Origin of the sequence: Pseudomonas sp. B1(2018) (assembly GCF_003097365.1) — a bacterium.
Taxonomy (GTDB): domain Bacteria; phylum Pseudomonadota; class Gammaproteobacteria; order Pseudomonadales; family Pseudomonadaceae; genus Aquipseudomonas; species Aquipseudomonas laurylsulfatiphila.
On sequence record NZ_PYUK01000024.1, the window covers coordinates 84,633 to 100,736 of the forward strand.

Annotated in this window: 13 protein-coding genes and 4 tRNA genes; all 17 read right to left on the reverse strand. The window is 56.1% G+C overall.

The window, feature by feature from the left end:
* Nucleotide 1 precedes the first annotated feature (1 nt).
* The 17 genes from rpsG to birA all read right to left on the reverse strand — a co-directional run bounded on the left by rpsG (nt 2) and on the right by birA (nt 15,890).
* Complete coding sequence (gene rpsG / locus C9422_RS28215; protein WP_007970418.1) at nt 2–475, reverse strand: 30S ribosomal protein S7; 474 nt, start codon at nt 473–475, stop codon at nt 2–4.
* A 108-nt stretch (nt 476–583) separates the two neighbouring features.
* Nucleotides 584–955 carry a 30S ribosomal protein S12 gene (rpsL, locus tag C9422_RS28220; protein ID WP_003186084.1) on the reverse strand — a complete coding sequence of 124 codons (372 nt, stop codon included), beginning with the start codon at nt 953–955 and terminating at the stop codon, nt 584–586.
* 216 nt (nt 956–1,171) lie between these two features.
* Nucleotides 1,172–5,371, reverse strand: a complete 4,200-nt coding sequence (gene rpoC, locus C9422_RS28225; RefSeq protein ID WP_007970416.1) for a DNA-directed RNA polymerase subunit beta' — start codon at nt 5,369–5,371, stop codon at nt 1,172–1,174.
* Between the two features lie 64 nt (nt 5,372–5,435).
* Nucleotides 5,436–9,509 carry a DNA-directed RNA polymerase subunit beta gene (gene rpoB, locus C9422_RS28230; protein ID WP_007970415.1) on the reverse strand — a complete coding sequence of 1,358 codons (4,074 nt, stop codon included), beginning with the start codon at nt 9,507–9,509 and terminating at the stop codon, nt 5,436–5,438.
* 220 nt (nt 9,510–9,729) lie between these two features.
* Nucleotides 9,730–10,095, reverse strand: a complete 366-nt coding sequence (rplL, locus tag C9422_RS28235; protein WP_007970414.1) for a 50S ribosomal protein L7/L12 — start codon at nt 10,093–10,095, stop codon at nt 9,730–9,732.
* A 75-nt stretch (nt 10,096–10,170) separates the two neighbouring features.
* A complete protein-coding gene (rplJ, locus tag C9422_RS28240; RefSeq protein ID WP_007970413.1) occupies nt 10,171–10,671 on the reverse strand; it encodes a 50S ribosomal protein L10 in 501 nt (166 codons plus the stop codon).
* A 198-nt stretch (nt 10,672–10,869) separates the two neighbouring features.
* On the reverse strand, nt 10,870–11,565 hold the full coding sequence (gene rplA, locus C9422_RS28245) for a 50S ribosomal protein L1 (protein ID WP_003186095.1): 696 nt from the start codon (nt 11,563–11,565) through the stop codon (nt 10,870–10,872).
* Nucleotides 11,565–11,996, reverse strand: a complete 432-nt coding sequence (rplK, locus tag C9422_RS28250; protein ID WP_007933726.1) for a 50S ribosomal protein L11 — start codon at nt 11,994–11,996, stop codon at nt 11,565–11,567. The genes rplA and rplK overlap by 1 nt, the downstream gene beginning before the upstream one ends.
* A gap of 117 nt (nt 11,997–12,113) precedes the next feature.
* On the reverse strand, nt 12,114–12,647 hold the full coding sequence (gene nusG, locus C9422_RS28255) for a transcription termination/antitermination protein NusG (protein ID WP_007984405.1): 534 nt from the start codon (nt 12,645–12,647) through the stop codon (nt 12,114–12,116).
* Nucleotides 12,648–12,656: 9 nt separating this feature from the next.
* Complete coding sequence (secE, locus tag C9422_RS28260) at nt 12,657–13,025, reverse strand: preprotein translocase subunit SecE (protein ID WP_007984402.1); 369 nt, start codon at nt 13,023–13,025, stop codon at nt 12,657–12,659.
* A 45-nt stretch (nt 13,026–13,070) separates the two neighbouring features.
* Nucleotides 13,071–13,146 (reverse strand) — tRNA-Trp (locus C9422_RS28265).
* 173 nt (nt 13,147–13,319) lie between these two features.
* Nucleotides 13,320–13,395: transfer RNA gene (locus C9422_RS28270), tRNA-Thr, on the reverse strand.
* A 26-nt stretch (nt 13,396–13,421) separates the two neighbouring features.
* Nucleotides 13,422–13,495 (reverse strand) — tRNA-Gly (locus C9422_RS28275).
* Between the two features lie 24 nt (nt 13,496–13,519).
* Nucleotides 13,520–13,604, reverse strand: a tRNA-Tyr gene (locus C9422_RS28280).
* A 142-nt stretch (nt 13,605–13,746) separates the two neighbouring features.
* A complete protein-coding gene (locus C9422_RS28285) occupies nt 13,747–14,184 on the reverse strand; it encodes a hypothetical protein (protein ID WP_116582923.1) in 438 nt (145 codons plus the stop codon).
* A 7-nt stretch (nt 14,185–14,191) separates the two neighbouring features.
* A complete protein-coding gene (locus tag C9422_RS28290; protein WP_116582924.1) occupies nt 14,192–14,941 on the reverse strand; it encodes a pantothenate kinase in 750 nt (249 codons plus the stop codon).
* A complete protein-coding gene (gene birA / locus C9422_RS28295; RefSeq protein WP_116582925.1) occupies nt 14,931–15,890 on the reverse strand; it encodes a bifunctional biotin--[acetyl-CoA-carboxylase] ligase/biotin operon repressor BirA in 960 nt (319 codons plus the stop codon). The genes C9422_RS28290 and birA overlap by 11 nt, the downstream gene beginning before the upstream one ends.
* Nucleotides 15,891–16,104: the final 214 nt, after the last annotated feature.

The window sequence follows — 16,104 nt, forward strand, 5'->3', positions numbered from 1 at the left end:
ATTAGAAGCGGTAGTGCGAGAAAGCCTTGTTGGCTTCAGCCATACGGTGCACGTCTTCACGCTTCTTAACTGCAGCACCTTTACCTTCGGCGGCGTCCAACAGTTCGCCAGCCAAACGCAGAGCCATAGACTTCTCGCCGCGCTTGCGGGCGAAGTCTACCAACCAGCGCATTGCCAGAGCGTTACGACGGGAAGGACGAACCTCGACCGGAACCTGGTAAGTAGCACCACCAACGCGGCGCGACTTCACTTCGACCAGCGGAGCGATGGCGTCGAGTGCTTTTTCGAAGAGTTCCAGGGGATCGGTGCCGGCCTTACGAGCCTTCACGGTATCCAGGGCACCATAAACGATACGCTCGGCAACGGCTTTCTTGCCGCTTTCCATTACGTGGTTCATGAATTTGGCGAGGATTTGGCTTCCGTATTTCGGATCGTCCAGAATCTCACGCTTGGCTGCTACGCGACGTCTTGGCATTGATAAGCCCTCAAACGGTCTTCAGGTTAGCCCGGGACAGATCCAGTGGATACGTGCCCGACCTTACTCTTATCGACTCAATAAAATGAATAACTGCAAAACGGCCGATTACTTCGGACGCTTGGTACCGTACTTCGAACGACCCTGGTTACGACCTTTAACACCGGAAGTATCCAACGAACCGCGAACGGTGTGGTAACGAACACCTGGCAAGTCTTTTACACGACCACCGCGGATCAGTACCACGCTGTGCTCTTGCAGGTTGTGGCCTTCACCACCGATGTACGAGGAAACCTCGAAACCGTTGGTCAGACGCACACGGCATACTTTACGCAGTGCCGAGTTAGGTTTTTTCGGCGTGGTGGTGTACACACGGGTGCACACGCCACGGCGTTGCGGGCAGTTCTGCAGCGCAGGCACGTCGGATTTCTCGACGATACGCTTACGCGGCTGACGTACCAGCTGGTTGATAGTTGCCATCTACTAGCTCCACTGTTGTCTTGCGACGCTATTGTCTTGCAAGAAAAGCAAAATGGCAGGAACGAGTTCCCGCCAAATTTAGGGGTACAAGAGTCTAAAGAGGATCTTGTCCCCAGTCAAGGCAAGGCCCCGCCCTCCCCGCTCATCCAATCTCGACAATTTGTCTCGATTCGATGAACGGAGTGACCAGGGCCTCACACTCATTTACCGCAGAACTCAGTTACCGCTCGAGTTCAGCGCTTCGGTCAGTGCAGCTTCCACTTCACTGGCGCTTACGCGCAACGGTTTGTCTGCATCACGGCGACGCTTACGCTCGCTGTGATAAGCCAGACCGGTACCGGCCGGGATCAGACGACCCACGACCACGTTTTCTTTCAGGCCGCGCAGGTAATCGCGCTTGCCGGTTACCGCCGCTTCGGTCAGTACGCGAGTGGTTTCCTGGAAGGAAGCCGCCGAGATGAACGATTCGGTGGACAACGACGCCTTGGTGATACCCAGCAGTACACGAGTGAACTTGGAGACAAACTTGTCTTCAGTCGCCAGGCGCTCGTTCTCTACCAGTACGTGAGTCAGTTCCATCTGGTCGCCCTTGATGAAACTGGAATCGCCGGATTCAGCGATTTCAACTTTACGCAGCATCTGACGCAGGATGGTCTCGATGTGCTTGTCGTTGATCTTCACGCCTTGCAGACGGTAAACGTCCTGGATCTCGTTGACGATGTACTTGGCCAGCGCACTCACACCCAGCAGACGCAGGATGTCGTGTGGATCGCTCGGACCGTCGGAGATAACTTCGCCGCGGTTTACCTGTTCGCCTTCGAACACGTTCAGGTGACGCCACTTCGGAATCAGCTCTTCGTACGGATCGCTACCGTCGTTCGGGGTAATGACCAGACGGCGCTTGCCCTTGGTCTCTTTACCGAACGCGATGGTGCCGCTGACTTCAGCCAGAATCGACGCTTCTTTCGGACGACGGGCTTCGAACAGGTCGGCAACACGCGGCAGACCACCGGTGATGTCACGGGTCTTCGAAGTTTCTTGCGGAATACGAGCGATAACATCACCGATCGCAATCTTCGCACCGTCCGCTACACCGACCAGGGCGTTGGCTGGCAGGAAGTACTGAGCGATTACGTCAGTGCCTGGCAGCAACAGATCCTTGCCGTTGTCGTCGACCATCTTGACGGCTGGACGAATGTCCTTACCGGCAGCTGGACGATCTTTGGCGTCGAGTACTTCAATGTTGGTCATACCGGTCAATTCGTCAGTCTGACGCTTGATCGTGATGCCTTCTTCCATGCCCACGTAGGTCACGGTACCTTTCATTTCGGTAACGATCGGGTGAGTGTGCGGATCCCACTTGGCCACGATGGCGCCAGCGTCGACCTTGTCACCTTCTTTAACCGAAATCACAGCACCGTACGGCAGCTTGTAACGCTCACGCTCACGACCGAAGTCATCAGCGATGGCCAGCTCACCGGAACGGGACACAGCTACCAGGTGACCATCCACTCGCTCAACGTGCTTCAGGTTATGCAGACGGACGGTACCGCCATTCTTCACCTGAACACTGTCGGCTGCGGAGGTCCGACTTGCCGCACCACCGATGTGGAACGTACGCATCGTCAGCTGGGTACCCGGCTCACCGATGGACTGGGCAGCGATAACGCCGACCGCTTCACCAATGTTCACCTGGTGACCACGAGCCAGGTCACGGCCGTAGCACTTGGCGCAAATGCCGTAGCGGGTTTCGCAGCTGATCGGCGAACGCACGATCACTTCGTCGATGCTGTTCAGCTCGATGAACTCGACCCACTTCTCGTCTACCAGAGTGCCGGCAGGAACGATGACGTCCTCGGTACCCGGCTTGAATACGTCACGGGCAATAACACGACCCAATACGCGCTCACCCAACGGTTCTACAACGTCACCGCCTTCAATGTGCGGAGTCATCAGCAGACCGTGTTCGGTGCCGCAATCGATCTCGGTTACAACCAGATCCTGCGCCACATCTACCAGACGACGAGTCAGGTAACCCGAGTTCGCCGTTTTCAACGCGGTATCCGCCAGACCTTTACGAGCACCGTGAGTGGAGATGAAGTACTGAAGTACGCTCAAACCTTCACGGAAGTTCGCAGTAATCGGCGTTTCAATGATGGAGCCGTCCGGCTTGGCCATCAGGCCACGCATACCGGCGAGCTGACGAATCTGTGCTGCGGAACCCCGCGCACCCGAGTCGGCCATCATGTACATCGAGTTGAACGATTCCTGGTCGACTTCGACGCCATGACGGTCGATGACTTTCTCTTTCGAGAGGTTGGCCATCATCGCCTTGGAAACTTCGTCGTTCGCCTTGGACCAAAGGTCGATCACTTTGTTGTACTTCTCGCCCTGGGTTACCAGGCCGGAGGCGTACTGGCTCTCGATCTCTTTCACTTCGTCGGTGGCAGCACCGATGATGCGGGCTTTTTCATCCGGGATAACGAAGTCGTTAACACCGATGGAAACGCCGGAGATGGTCGAGTAGGCAAAACCGGTGTACATCAACTGGTCAGCGAAGATAACGGTCTCTTTCAGACCAACCACGCGGTAGCACTGGTTGATCAGCTTGGAGATCGCCTTCTTCTTCATCGGCAGGTTGACGACGTCGTACGACAGACCTTTTGGCACAACCTGGAACAATAGCGCACGGCCGACAGTGGTGTCGACGATACGGGTGTTGGTCACGCTGCCGCCGTCACGGTCGTTGACGGTTTCGTTGATCCGGACTTTGACCTTGGCGTGCAGTGCGGCTTCGCCGGCACGGAACACACGGTCAACTTCCTGCAGATCCGCGAATACACGACCTTCGCCCTTGGCGTTGATCGCTTCACGCGTCATGTAGTACAGACCCAATACAACGTCCTGCGACGGAACGATGATTGGCTCACCGTTGGCTGGCGACAGAATGTTGTTGGTCGACATCATCAACGCACGCGCTTCCAGCTGGGCTTCCAGCGTCAGCGGTACGTGCACGGCCATTTGGTCGCCGTCGAAGTCGGCGTTGTACGCGGCGCAGACCAGAGGGTGCAGCTGGATAGCCTTACCTTCGATCAGTACCGGCTCAAACGCCTGGATACCCAGACGGTGAAGGGTCGGTGCACGGTTGAGAAGAACCGGGTGTTCGCGAATCACTTCAGCGAGAACGTCCCAAACTTCCGGCAGCTCGCGCTCGACCATCTTCTTGGCAGCTTTGATGGTGGTCGCGAGACCACGCATTTCCAGCTTGCCGAAAATGAACGGCTTGAACAGCTCGAGAGCCATCTTCTTCGGCAGACCGCACTGGTGCAGACGCAGGGTCGGACCTACGGTAATTACCGAACGGCCGGAGTAGTCAACACGCTTACCGAGCAAGTTCTGACGGAAACGACCCTGCTTACCCTTGATCATGTCAGCCAGGGATTTCAGAGGACGCTTGTTGGAACCTGTGATAGCGCGGCCACGACGACCGTTGTCGAGCAGTGCGTCGACGGCTTCCTGCAACATACGCTTTTCGTTGCGCACGATGATGTCCGGAGCGGACAGATCCAGCAGGCGCTTCAAACGGTTGTTACGGTTGATCACTCGACGATACAGATCGTTGAGGTCGGAAGTCGCGAAGCGACCGCCATCCAGCGGGACCAGTGGACGCAGGTCTGGCGGCAGAACCGGCAGAACGGTCAGCACCATCCACTCTGGCAGGTTGCCGGAACCCTGGAAGGCTTCCATCAACTTCAGACGCTTGGACAGCTTCTTGATCTTGGTTTCCGAGTTGGTTTGCGGAATTTCTTCACGCAGACGGCCAATCTCGTGTTCCAGGTCGATAGCGTGCAGCAGTTCGCGGACAGCTTCGGCACCCATGCGGGCATCGAAATCGTCGCCGAACTCTTCCAGCGCTTCGAAGTACTGCTCGTCGTTCAGCAGCTGACCTTTTTCAAGGGTGGTCATGCCTGGATCGATAACGACGTAGCTCTCGAAGTAGAGAACGCGTTCGATATCACGCAGGGTCATGTCCATCAGCAAGCCGATACGGGACGGCAGCGATTTCAGGAACCAGATGTGGGCAACCGGCGAAGCCAGTTCGATGTGCGCCATGCGCTCACGACGAACTTTTGCCAGCGCGACTTCAACGCCGCACTTCTCGCAGATCACACCGCGGTGCTTCAAGCGCTTGTACTTACCGCACAGGCACTCGTAATCCTTTACCGGGCCAAAGATCTTGGCGCAGAACAGGCCGTCACGCTCAGGTTTGAACGTACGGTAGTTGATGGTTTCCGGCTTTTTAACTTCACCGAACGACCACGAACGGATCATCTCAGGCGATGCCAATCCGATACGGATGGCGTCGAACTCTTCGACTTGACCCTGGTTTTTCAGCAAATTCAGTAGGTCTTTCAAGGCCTTTCCTCCTGGCGGAGCAGAGAGCGGGCAATCCTGCCCCGCTCTCGATTCGCGTCACGTGTTATTCGGTTTCCAGATCGATATCGATGCCGAGGGAACGAATTTCCTTGATCAACACGTTGAAGGACTCGGGCATGCCCGGCTCCATACGGTGATCGCCATCCACGATGTTTTTGTACATCTTGGTACGGCCGTTCACATCGTCCGACTTCACTGTGAGCATTTCTTGCAGAGTGTAAGCGGCACCGTATGCTTCCAGTGCCCAGACCTCCATCTCCCCGAAACGCTGACCACCGAACTGCGCCTTACCACCCAGCGGCTGCTGGGTAACCAGGCTGTACGAACCGGTAGAACGCGCGTGCATCTTGTCGTCTACCAAGTGGTTCAGCTTCAGCATGTACATGTAGCCAACGGTAACCGGGCGCTCGAACTTGTTGCCGGTACGGCCGTCGGTCAGCTGCATCTGGCCGCTTTCTGGCAGGTCCGCCAGTTTCAGCATGGCCTTGATTTCGCTTTCCTTGGCACCGTCGAACACTGGAGTGGCCATTGGAACGCCGCCACGCAGGTTTTGAGCCAGGTCCAGGATTTCCTGGTCCGAGAAGTCATCGAGGCTTTCCTGACGACCGCCGATCTCGTTGTAGATCTCGTGCAGGAACTTACGCAGCTCGGCAACCTTGCGCTGCTCTTCGATCATGCGGTTGATCTTCTCGCCCAGACCTTTGGCCGCGAGGCCCAGGTGGGTTTCAAGGATCTGACCAACGTTCATACGCGAAGGTACGCCCAACGGGTTGAGGACGACGTCGACCGGGGTGCCATTGGCATCGTGCGGCATGTCTTCAACCGGCATGATCACGGAGACCACACCCTTGTTACCGTGACGACCGGCCATCTTGTCGCCCGGCTGGATGCGACGACGGATTGCCAGGTAGACCTTGACGATTTTCAGCACGCCCGGAGCCAGGTCATCGCCTTGCTGCAGTTTGCGCTTCTTGTCTTCGAACTTGTCGTCCAGCAGGCGGCGGCGATCAACGATGTAGGCCTGAGCCTTCTCGAGCTGCTCGTTCAGAGCATCTTCAGCCATGCGCAGTTTGAACCACTGGCCGTGCTCAAGACCGTCGAGAACTTCATCGGTGATGTCCTGGCCTTTCTTCAGACCGGCGCCGCCTTCGGCTTTGTGGCCGACCAGAGCGGAACGCAGACGTTCGAAAGTAGCACCTTCAACGATACGGAACTCTTCGTTCAGGTCCTTGCGGATCTCGTCCAGCTGGGACTTCTCGATCGACAGGGCACGAGCATCACGCTCAACGCCGTCGCGAGTGAAGACCTGTACGTCGATGACAGTACCTTTGGTACCGGTAGGTACACGCAGGGAAGTGTCTTTAACGTCGCTGGCTTTTTCACCGAAGATCGCACGCAGCAGTTTTTCTTCCGGAGTCAGCTGGGTCTCGCCTTTCGGAGTGACCTTACCCACCAGGATGTCGCCTGCGCCAACTTCAGCACCTACGTAAACGATACCGGCTTCGTCCAGTTTGTTCAGAGCCGCTTCACCCACGTTCGGGATGTCGGCAGTGATTTCCTCTGGGCCAAGCTTGGTGTCACGGGCCACACAGGTCAGTTCCTGGATGTGGATCGTGGTGAAGCGGTCTTCCTGAACAACACGCTCGGACAGGCAGATGGAGTCTTCGAAGTTGAAGCCGTTCCATGCCATGAACGCGATGCGCATGTTCTGACCCAGAGCCAGTTCACCCATGTCGGTGGACGGACCGTCGGCCATGATGTCGCTACGCTGAACCCGATCACCTTTACGCACCAGCGGACGCTGGTTGATGCAGGTGTTCTGGTTGGAGCGGGTGTACTTGGTCAGGTTGTAGATGTCGACACCGGCTTCACCGGTTTCAACTTCGTCATCGGCAACACGAACCACGATACGGCTGGCGTCGACGGAGTCGATCACGCCGCCACGACGAGCCACGACGCAAACGCCGGAGTCACGGGCTACGTTACGCTCCATGCCGGTACCTACCAGCGGCTTGTCAGCGCGCAGGGTCGGTACAGCTTGACGCTGCATGTTCGAACCCATCAACGCACGGTTGGCGTCGTCGTGCTCGAGGAACGGAATCAGCGACGCAGCAACCGAAACTACCTGCTTCGGCGATACGTCCATCAAGGTGACGTCTTCCGGCGCCTTGACGGTGAATTCGTTCAAGTGACGAACAGCTACCAGCTCGTCGATCAGGACTTTCTTGTCGTTCATCGTGGCCGAAGCCTGAGCGATCACGTGATCAGCTTCTTCGATGGCGGACAGGAATACGATCTCGTCGGTGACCAGAGCGTCTTTCACCACGCGGTACGGGCTCTCGAGGAAGCCGTACTGGTTGGTGCGCGCATAAGCGGCCAGGGAGTTGATCAGACCGATGTTCGGACCTTCCGGCGTTTCAATCGGGCATACACGACCGTAGTGAGTCGGGTGTACGTCACGCACTTCAAAGCCGGCACGCTCACGAGTCAGACCGCCAGGGCCGAGTGCAGAAACACGGCGCTTGTGGGTGATCTCGGACAGCGGGTTGTTCTGGTCCATGAACTGGGACAGCTGGCTGGAACCGAAGAACTCTTTCACCGCCGCAGCCACTGGCTTGGCGTTGATCAGGTCTTGCGGCATCAGGCCTTCGCTTTCAGCCATCGACAGACGCTCTTTGACCGCACGCTCAACACGTACCAGGCCAACGCGGAACTGGTTCTCAGCCATTTCGCCTACGCAGCGAACACGACGGTTACCCAGGTGGTCGATGTCATCGACGATGCCTTTACCGTTACGGATGTCGACCAGGGTCTTCAGTACCGCGACGATGTCTTCCTTGCACAGCACGCCCGAACCTTCGATCTCGGTGCGACCGATACGACGGTTGAACTTCATCCGGCCGACCGCAGACAGGTCATAGCGCTCAGGGCTGAAGAACAGGTTGTTGAACAGGGTCTCGGCAGCGTCTTTGGTTGGCGGCTCGCCAGGACGCATCATGCGATAGATCTCGACCAGGGCTTCCAGTTGGTTGCTGGTGGAGTCGATCTTCAAGGTGTCGGAGACGAACGGACCGCAGTCGATATCGTTGGTGTACAGAGTTTCGATGCGAACAACGCCGGCCTTGGCGATTTTTGCCAGGATCTCGGTGTTCAGCTCGGTGTTGCACTCTGCCAGGATTTCGCCGGTAGCCGGATGCACGATGACCTTGGCGGTTGTGCGGCCCAGGACGTAGTCCAGAGGCACATCCAGCTCTTTGATCCCGGCTTTTTCCAGCTGGTTGATGTGGCGAGCGGTGATACGACGACCCTGCTCGACAATAACCTTGCCTTTGTCATCCTGAATATCGAGGACAGCGATTTCACCGCGCAGGCGCTGAGGCACCAGTTCCAGGCTCAGGGTCTCGCCCTTCACGTGGAATACGTTGGTGGTGTAGAACGCGTCCAGCACTTCTTCGGTGGTATAGCCGAGCGCGCGCAGCAGTACCGATGCAGGCAGCTTGCGACGACGGTCGATACGCACGAATACGCAGTCTTTCGGGTCGAACTCGAAGTCCAGCCACGAACCGCGGTAAGGAATGATGCGCGCGGAGTACAGCAGTTTACCGGAGCTGTGCGTCTTGCCACGGTCGTGGTCGAAGAACACGCCCGGGGAACGGTGCAGCTGGGAAACGATAACACGCTCGGTACCGTTGATTACGAAGGTACCGTTTTCAGTCATCAGGGGAATTTCACCCATGTAGACTTCTTGCTCTTTGATGTCCTTGATCGCTTTGTTCGACGATTCTTTGTCGAAAATGATCAGGCGCACTTTTACCCGCAAAGGTACGGCGTAAGTTACACCGCGCAATACGCATTCTTTGACATCAAATGCCGGTTCGCCCAGACGATATCCGACGTACTCCAGCGCAGCATTGCCGGAGTAGCTGATGATCGGGAAAACGGATTTGAAGGCCGCATGCAGGCCCACGTCGCGGAACTGATCTTTAGTCGCTCCCGCTTGCAAGAATTCACGATACGAATCCAGCTGGATGGCCAGGAGGTACGGCACATCCATGACGTCCGGCAACTTGCTAAAGTCCTTGCGGATACGTTTTTTCTCAGTATATGAGTAAGCCATCAGCGTTCCCCAGCTTGGTCACCTGCTTGTTTGGCCCCTCCCGACGGGAGCAGCCAGAAAATCGTGCAAACCCCATGGTTTGCGCCACCGCATCGGGTGGTTACAGCACGTTATCGGCACCGACCCAGTCGGCTGCCAATAACGGAAAAAGGCCGGTGGCAAGAGCCACCAGCCATCAGCCTGTCGCTTAACGCTCGGGCTGGAGGAGCAAAGTCGATGCTTACTTCAGCTCGACTTTAGCGCCTGCTTCTTCCAGAGCTGCTTTGGCTTTGTCAGCTGCGTCTTTGGCAACAGCTTCCAGAACCATGGCAGGTGCGCCGTCAACTACAGCCTTGGCTTCTTTCAAGCCCAGACCGGTCAGTTCACGTACAGCCTTGATCACGTTAACTTTCTTCTCGCCAGCTTCGGTCAGCATGACGTTGAATTCGGTTTGCTCTTCAGCAACGGCAGCAGCAACAGCTGGACCAGCCGATGCAGCAGCAGCGGTAACGCCGAATTTTTCTTCGAAAGCTTTGATCAGCTCAACAACTTCCATTACGGACATGTTGCCAACTGCTTCAAGGATATCGTTCTGAGAGATAGACATGAATCTAATTCCTGATATTGGGGACGGCCTACGCGACCATCGAAAAAAACAAAAAACGCGAGAAGTTGACGAGCCTTAGGCTGCAGCAGCTTCTTTCTGGTCGCGAATTGCCGCCAGAGTACGAGCCAATTTGCTGGTAGCGCCTTGAATCACGCTCATCAGCTGAGAAATTGCTTCGTCACGGGTCGGCAGAGTTGCCAGTACGTCGATTTGGTTAGCTGCGAGGAACTTGCCCTCGAACGCAGCTGCCTTGATCTCGAACTTGTCCTGACCCTTTGCGAATTCCTTGAAGATCCGGGCAGCAGCGCCTGGATGTTCCTTGGAGAACGCAATCAGGGTAGGGCCGGTGAACACGTCGTTGAGGACACTGAATTCAGTGTCAGCAACAGCGCGCTTGAGCAGGGTGTTACGTACAACACGTACGTAAACGCCAGCTTCACGAGCCTCTTTACGGAGTCCGGTCATCGCGCCTACTGTTACGCCACGGGCATCAGCCACGACAGCGGACAGAGCGACTTTGGCAGCCTCGTTGACTTCAGCGACGATGGCCTTCTTGTCTTCGAGTTTAATTGCCACGGGTTTAACTCCTGCTTGTTACCGTTTCATCTGGTCGAAACCGGATGTCGTTTTGGTGTCTGATTCGGTAAGGAACCGGGAGCACCATCTGCGTAGGCTTGTGGTTTAAGACTTGCGTCGCCTACGGTCTTGGATAGCCCCCGCCAGGCAGGGACCCCAATTTTTCAATTGGCGCAATCGCTTGCGCCAATCTGTGTCTTACGCGTCGAGCGAGCTCTGATCGATAACCAGACCTGGGCCCATGGTGGTGCTCAGGGTAACGCGCTTGACGTAGATGCCTTTCGAGGAAGCTGGCTTGATACGCTTCAGATCAGCGATCAGGGCTTCAACGTTTTCCTTCAGCTTGACGGCGTCGAAGCCGATCTTGCCAACGGAAGTGTGGATGATGCCGTTTTTGTCGGTGCGATAACGAACCTGACCAGCCTTGGCGTTTTTAACCGCGGTAGCTACGTCTGGAGTCACGGTGCCGACTTTAGGGTTAGGCATCAGGCCACGTGGACCGAGGATCTGACCCAACTGACCTACAACGCGCATTGCATCCGGGGATGCGATCACTACGTCATAGTTCAGGTCGCCGCCTTTCATTTCGGCAGCCAGGTCGTCCATGCCTACACGGTCAGCGCCGGCAGCCAGAGCGGCTTCAGCAGCTGGACCCTGGGTGAACACAGCAACGCGAACGGTCTTGCCAGTGCCGTGTGGCAGCACGGTAGCGCTACGAACGACCTGGTCGGATTTACGCGGGTCAACACCCAGGTTTACAGCTACGTCGAACGACTCGCTGAACTTGACAGTCGACAGCTCGGCCAGCAGGGCAGCAGCGTCTACAAAGTTGTAGGCCTTGCCTGCTTCGATTTTGCCGGCGATAGCCTTTTGACGCTTGGTCAGCTTAGCCATTACACACCCTCCACGTTAAGGCCCATGCTACGAGCAGAACCGGCGATGGTACGCACGGCTGCTTCCATATCAGCTGCAGTCAGATCCGCGTTTTTGGTTTTCGCGATTTCTTCCAGCTGAGCACGAGTTACGGTGCCAACCTTAACGGTGTTCGGACGAGCGGAACCGCTGGTCAGACCGGCCGCCTTCTTCAGCAGAACCGAAGCAGGGGTGGATTTGGTTTCGAAAGTGAAGCTACGGTCGCTGTAGACAGTGATGATCACTGGAGTCGGCAGACCTGGCTCAAGACCCTGAGTACGGGCGTTGAAAGCCTTGCAGAATTCCATGATGTTCACGCCGTGCTGACCCAGAGCAGGACCAACAGGTGGGCTTGGGTTAGCCTGAGCGGCCTTCACTTGCAGCTTGATGTAAGCGGTAATCTTCTTGGCCATGAGGCACTCCAATTACGGGTTCGAACGCCTCGAGAGGCTCCCCGGTTACTTGCGCGTTTATCCCAGTGACGACAAAACCCCACAGCCTACGGCTGCGGGGTTGGGATTGTTGCTCAGCTAGACCTTTTCGACCTGGCTGAACTCGAGCTCCACCGGAGTAGAGCGACCGAAAATGAGCACTGCGACCTGAATCCGGCTCTTTTCGTAGTTAACTTCTTCAACAACACCGGTAAAGTCCGCGAATGGACCGTCATTGACACGTACCGACTCGCCCGGCTCGAACAACGTCTTCGGCTTCGGCTTGTCGCTACCGTCAGCAACGCGACGCAGAATCGCTTCTGCTTCCTTATCGGTGATCGGTGCAGGCTTGTCGGCGGTACCGCCGATGAAACCCATCACCCGAGGCGTATCCTTGACCAAGTGCCAGGTACCCTCGTTCATATCCATCTGCACCAGCACGTAGCCAGGGAAGAATTTGCGTTCGCTTTTGCGTTTCTGGCCATTACGCATTTCAACCACTTCTTCAGTGGGAACCAGAATTTCGCCGAAGCCGTCTTCCATACCGGCCAGCTTTACGCGCTCGATCAGCGAGCGCATTACATGCTTCTCGTAACCGGAGTAAGCATGCACAACATACCAACGCTTAGCCACGGGACACCCTTAGCCGACAATCAAGGAAACAAGCCAGCCGAGCAGGGAATCAAGCCCCCACAACAGCAACGCCATAACCAGAACAACAGCCACCACAATCAGGGTGGTCTGCGTGGTTTCTTGGCGAGTTGGCCAAACGACTTTACGAATCTCGGTGCGAGCTTCCTTAACCAGTACAAAGAAAGACTTGCCCTTGACCGTCTGCAGGCCTACAAAGGCAGCTACGGCAGCAATGGCAAGCAATGCGAGTACGCGGTACAGGATCGGCGAAGCAGAAAAGTACTGATTGCCAACAACGCCAACAACCACCAGAGCGACTACTACAAGCCACTTGAGGAGGTCGAAACGAGAGCCTTGAGCTTCAGCTTTAGGAGTCATCTATGAAGATCCTGTGAAAAGAAAGCCAGACACACCAGGTGAATCTGGCAGGTCAGGAGGGAATCGAACCCCCAACCTACGGTTTTGGAGACCGTCGCTCTGCCAATTGAGCTACTGACCTAAAACAAAATCAGGCCGACCATTATGCCGACCCGAAAAAGACTTTACAACACTTACCAGGCAATCCCGACTGCAACACCAGCATCTGAGACACCGGCAACCCCGAAAACACAACGAGGCGCAACCACAACCACCTAAAACAAAGGCAGATATTTTCATATCTGCCTTGTTATATGGAGCTCTTGAGCGGATTTGAACCGCTGACCTCACCCTTACCAAGGGTGTGCTCTACCAACTGAGCTACAAGAGCGTAACACTGTGCAAAACCTGTAAACTTGGAGCGGGTAGCGGGAATCGAACCCGCATCATCAGCTTGGAAGGCTGAGGTTCTACCACTAAACTATACCCGCGAGGCTTACAGCTCTCGCTAAAAATGGTGGAGGGGGAAGGATTCGAACCTTCGAAGTCGTAGACGTCAGATTTACAGTCTGATCCCTTTGGCCGCTCGGGAACCCCTCCTAAGCGAGCCGGCATTCTACATCATGCCAGCCTTCTGTCAAGCATTTTCTCAATTAAATCTTGAGGTTAGCTGCGTTGACCTCGCTTCACATCGCTAACCGTTTCCGGTGTTCGCTGTGGAGCGGGCGCCATTCTATGCAAACTACTCAGTGGGCGCAACCCCCTCGCACGGCATTATTTTATGTTTTAACTCATTGAATTCTTTAGAAAGGTTTTGCAGCTGCAGATCGTCCAGCCAACGCCGGCTTTCCGGCGCAATACGCACCCAATACCCTGCGCTTTCCGAGCCTCTGGGCAGGGATTGGTATTTGACCTCCATCCCGCTCAACCGCCGCTCAACCGCCTGCGCGGCGTCCTGGCGCGTATATCCCCCCAGATAAAGGCAGCCATTGTCTGGCGAGACAGCTTTAGCCTTGTCTTTGGAGGCGTCACCCGCCTCGCTCAACAGGCGTATATCCTGCTGAGACCCGCGATACAGACTCAAAGGCGTGACATCCTTCGCGCGCAGTGGAGCCTCTTGTTGATGCCAGATGTAGTAAAAGCCATTGAGGACAAGCAGCAGCAGAAACAACCAACGCATAAAAACCTCAGGACAAGGGACAGGCCATGGCCAATCCGACAAACACCAAGTCCGGAACCACCCTGGCCCGAGGCACGACCTCAGAAACCAGGCTCGCATCCCCCCCGGTGAGGAATACGACAAAGTTCTCACCCCAGTAGCTGCGCGCCAACTCGAGCTGAGTCATTACGAAGCCGCGCAACATCAGCAAACAACCACGCTCGACAGCCTCGACAGTCGCACGACCCGGGACAAGACTCTCCAGAGCCTGCTCCGCCGCCAGATCTCCGTAACGAATTTTGCGCGTATGGGTACGCAACTGGTTGCGCATCAACGGCATGCCCGGACAGATGAAACCACCCAGGTGCTCTCCATCAGAAGCGATAAAGTCCGCAGTCACGGCCGTACCGAAGTCGAGCACCAGGCACGCACCTGAAGCCAGATGAAAGCCTCCAAGCATTGCAAGCCAGCGATCCAGACCCAGCCGCTCAAACTCTTCATAACCGTTGCGTACGCCTGACATTTCGCGAGCAGGCGCCGCGCAAACTATCGGCACATCAAAGGTATCCTTCAGCAATGACGTCAGCGCACCGGTCTCTTCCGCCGTCCTGACGCTCACCAGCCGGCAAAAAGTGAGGGCAAGCCCCTTGAGCTCCCCCAACCCCTCAAGCAATGCGAGATTGGAATCGACAACCCCCTCACCAAGCACCTGCCCGGCATTCGCCGCAAGCACGCGCCACTTGATGAAACTATTCCCACAATCGAGCTCAAGAATCATCACGCAACCTCAGGCTCAATTCACCACCACTGAAGACTTTCTCCACACCATCCACCTTCAGGCGCAGTGCACCTTGGCCATCAATACCAAGCACTTCACCATCAATTTGATTGACACCGGCAATCAACGACACGCTTCGCCCTTGCCACAGGTGATTTTGCTCCCACTCCGACTGTATGGCCAAAAAACCACCCGCTTGATGACGAGCCAGGTATCGCTGCAGCATCTCCCCCAACATGGCGACCAATTGGTTGCGATCAAACAACTTGCCCGATTCGAGCCGCATGGATGTCCATTGCTGGTCCACCTCGTCAGCGGACTGCATGTTCACATTGATTCCCACCCCCAGAACCACGTGGCACACATCAGCAGGGTCACCGACCAGCTCGAGCAATATTCCAGCGATCTTTTTCTGACCCACCAGAACATCGTTGGGCCACTTCAATCCAGCGGCTGCAATACCCAGCTCACGCAACGTCTGCAAAACAGCGAGCCCGACGACGAGACTCAACCCCTCCAACTGGCGCATCCCACCATCAATACGCAGTACCAGGCTGTAATAGACGTTTTCAGCGAAGGGACTGACCCATTTGCGACCCCGTCGCCCGCGCCCGGCCGTCTGCCGCTCCGAGAGCACAAGAAAGGGCGCAGCCTGCCCCCGCTCTATGGCACGCAGCGCCTCGGCGTTCGTAGAATCGATTGAGTCGTAAACCTGGACTGGCCAGTCGCAGGAAATCGCCCGGGCAGTGATCTCCGAAGGATCGAGCAGCGCCAAAGGCGCGGACAATTGATAGCCGCGCCCACGAACTTTATGAATGGACAATCCCAGCTCAGCTTCTAAATGCTGAAGCTGCTTCCACACGGCGCTACGACTGACGCCCAGGGCAGCACCCAATGCTTCACCCGAATGGAATCGGCCATCTTTAAGAAGCTTTAACAACGTCAGCATGCAGGTCTCGCCTCACAATGAGGCCCGCATGATAGCTACGCGCCGAGCTATTGCATAGAAATCCAGTAGCCGTGACTTTTCTGCGGACAAAAACAAAACCCCAACTGCTTTCGCAATTGGGGTTTCGGAATTTAATCTTGACGATGACCTACTCTCACATGGGGAAACCCCACACTACCATCGGCGATGCATCGTTTCACTTCTGAGTTCGGGA

Coding starts and splice junctions, on each gene's coding strand:
- rplA (WP_003186095.1), bottom strand. CDS start 11,565: ATGGCTAAGCTGACCAAGCGTCAAAAGGCTATCGCCGGCAAAATCGAA.
- birA (WP_116582925.1), bottom strand. CDS start 15,890: ATGCTGACGTTGTTAAAGCTTCTTAAAGATGGCCGATTCCATTCGGGT.
- C9422_RS28285 (WP_116582923.1), bottom strand. CDS start 14,184: ATGCGTTGGTTGTTTCTGCTGCTGCTTGTCCTCAATGGCTTTTACTAC.
- secE (WP_007984402.1), bottom strand. CDS start 13,025: ATGACTCCTAAAGCTGAAGCTCAAGGCTCTCGTTTCGACCTCCTCAAG.
- rpsL (WP_003186084.1), bottom strand. CDS start 955: ATGGCAACTATCAACCAGCTGGTACGTCAGCCGCGTAAGCGTATCGTC.
- rplK (WP_007933726.1), bottom strand. CDS start 11,996: ATGGCCAAGAAGATTACCGCTTACATCAAGCTGCAAGTGAAGGCCGCT.
- rpsG (WP_007970418.1), bottom strand. CDS start 475: ATGCCAAGACGTCGCGTAGCAGCCAAGCGTGAGATTCTGGACGATCCG.
- rpoB (WP_007970415.1), bottom strand. CDS start 9,509: ATGGCTTACTCATATACTGAGAAAAAACGTATCCGCAAGGACTTTAGC.
- rplL (WP_007970414.1), bottom strand. CDS start 10,095: ATGTCTATCTCTCAGAACGATATCCTTGAAGCAGTTGGCAACATGTCC.
- C9422_RS28290 (WP_116582924.1), bottom strand. CDS start 14,941: ATGATTCTTGAGCTCGATTGTGGGAATAGTTTCATCAAGTGGCGCGTG.